Raw genomic sequence first — 2,315 nt, 5'->3', positions numbered from 1 at the left:
GAAAACCAGTATTATCAACGGCTCGGAAGTGTCTAGATTATCCGTGGCGATTCAGTATCAACCCTGGGCCTCCAGCCTCAGAAACGCCAACTGAATCCCCGCCCCTGTCATATGCATAAACAGAGCCTCATACCGAGGTGTGACCGTGCGTAGGTTGGGTAAGATCCAGGATTAGCATTGTCACTGTGCGATGTGCCGTGCTTACTGGTCTCCCTGAATAGTCAACACGGTTGCATCTTGCGCCCGGCGTCGCAACGCTACGGCAATAATTAATTCGCATAAGCGAATGTTGTGAGCTCCTGCAGTACCTTTACCTTTGTATTTCCTCAATACCTTGTGCGCAAATTGCACCAGATAATTGACAACCTTTTGTTTGTTATTCTGGCTGAGATCATCTTTACCGCAGAATGCAGCCATTCCGAATCCGGCTTGTGATGGAGCTATTCTGATAGCCGCCATCACATCGATACCGGAAAGCGAGTCAGAAACCGTAGCTTGTGGTAAGTCACTCATCATCGGTTTTTTGGGTGAATGAAATTTAGCTACGTTTTCGAGTCTCTTGTCTTATCCTTATCAGCTTTCGGGAGATGCCGGTCTGCCTGGAAGAAGCAAAACTGTTCTTCTGGGTCATCGCCAAACGTTACGAGAAGAGCGAGATGGTCCTGACATTAATCTGCCGTTCGGGCAGAGGGATCAAACGTTCGCGGGAGAGGCAGCACGAAGCTCCTATCAGGAAACACCTGAATCGAACGCCTGGTCAATACAAAGGCATCTGAGGCGGGACAGCCCGGTGATGTGGGATATTTATCTGATCACATGACCTTTCCTATGCTGCATTGGAAAATACCGCTTTGTTTAAAAAGCAACGAAGAGTAGAGCGACAGGAAAGCTAAGTGGCCATGATAGTCCAATCAAGATGGACGCCAGTACATTGATTTTTAGATCTGAATCACTTGACAGTATATACGTGACTACTGCAGATATTGCAAATCCAGTTATATAGAGGTACATTAAAATATGTAATATTTTCATGCAAGTATACCTATTATTGCCGAATAATAATAAGTCTTTGCTAAGAAACCTATTTACCTGACTGCTGTAATACAGTCCTGCCGTCTGGTTTTCTCCAGCATTCATAGTTACCTCAATGCCCCCCAAACACATGGCAGAGAGTAACCACAAGATAACGCACCCCAAGTTCCCCCGAATATCGAGAACTCTTCAGGGGGGGCGACATCTGCCAAAGTGTAGTTCTGGTCAACAACCTGTTGAGCGTATTCGCGTTCAATTTCTTCTTTTCATTGATGTACCTGAATCATAACTCCAAAAACTGGGCGAAAACAAAACCCAGCCAATTTAACCGGTAAGCAAAAAAACCACAGAAAACACCGCGCATACCTTCTGTGGAAAAAAGTGTATATGAATAATAAAAGAAAATAACCGATAGGCTTCATGCATCCTGCGTTTCCTATACGGACAAAAGTATTTCATAGCTTATCTTTTCATTCATGATGATTTTCTAATGATTTCCTAACAACCTCCTGCTAAAGATCGAAAAAACAAGGCAGAACCAATTTACCAATTATTCCATAACAAAGCCGAACGGGGACGGGAACAAACTTCAGCAACTATTCAAATTTATCCCCTGTTGCAACTGGTATTTTATTGGTGGCCATTACTGGGCTGAGATGTAAGCATCCCGCATGATTGTGCCATCCCAATGAAGGAGAGTACTAAACGTGAAGTGCGTTTTACAGAGAATCTGTATCGCGATTAAATTAGTTAAATCCGGTCGGACTGTTAAAGATATCTGTCAGGAACCGTTTTACCACAGCGGTACTGCTCTGGCCGAAGCCCCCCCCCAAAAAAAACTGGCCACTGTATTATAATTTTCCCTGTAATGATTTTCCGATTTGTTTGGTGGTAAGGCATTTTCATATTCATGCCGCCTGTGCAATTGATGGGATTTTGGGATTCCACACACCAAAAGAAATACTATGAGAGGATTTTTATGCCGTAGTCATGGCTAACAATGGGTCTGTTGCTGACGACTTTTTAGCGCAACTGTCGATAAATTATCTCGCACATAATTATTCAGGTAAACAATTCTACAACGCCTCGCAGGGCGAGACTATACATATCACTTGCTGAGTGTGGTGTGGAAAGCTCGGATACTGAATATTCCATGCATATTCAATTCCAGTTGCCTTTTCACCTGCGTGTTGAAAGTCAGGTGAGCATCCCAGCAACTTCTGACACAGAAATGCCCATCCGGTCATCTGAGAGTCAGGCATCAGCCCGTGATAACAGACTGT

At 44.1% G+C, this 2,315-nt stretch carries 1 protein-coding gene and 2 pseudogenes; 1 reads left to right on the top strand and 2 read right to left on the bottom strand.

Features of this window, described 5'->3' with window-relative positions; genetic code table 11:
- Nucleotides 1-136: 136 nt before the first annotated feature.
- Nucleotides 137-516 (bottom strand): annotated as a pseudogene (locus tag FDW87_RS08900) (antitermination protein); the annotation flags it as partial.
- Between the two features lie 80 nt (nt 517-596).
- On the opposite strand from FDW87_RS08900, the pseudogene FDW87_RS21045 reads away from it, so the two are divergent.
- Nucleotides 597-727 (top strand): annotated as a pseudogene (locus FDW87_RS21045) (ATP-binding protein); the annotation flags it as partial.
- A gap of 128 nt (nt 728-855) precedes the next feature.
- On the opposite strand, the gene FDW87_RS08895 reads toward FDW87_RS21045, so the two are convergent.
- On the bottom strand, nt 856-1,011 hold the full coding sequence (locus FDW87_RS08895) for a GhoT/OrtT family toxin (RefSeq protein ID WP_252363084.1): 156 nt from the start codon (nt 1,009-1,011) through the stop codon (nt 856-858).
- Nucleotides 1,012-2,315 lie beyond the last annotated feature (1,304 nt).

Origin of the sequence: Citrobacter sp. wls826 (assembly GCF_005281245.1) — a bacterium.
Taxonomy (GTDB): domain Bacteria; phylum Pseudomonadota; class Gammaproteobacteria; order Enterobacterales; family Enterobacteriaceae; genus Citrobacter; species Citrobacter braakii.
This window is presented reverse-complemented; position numbering and strand designations above follow the sequence as displayed.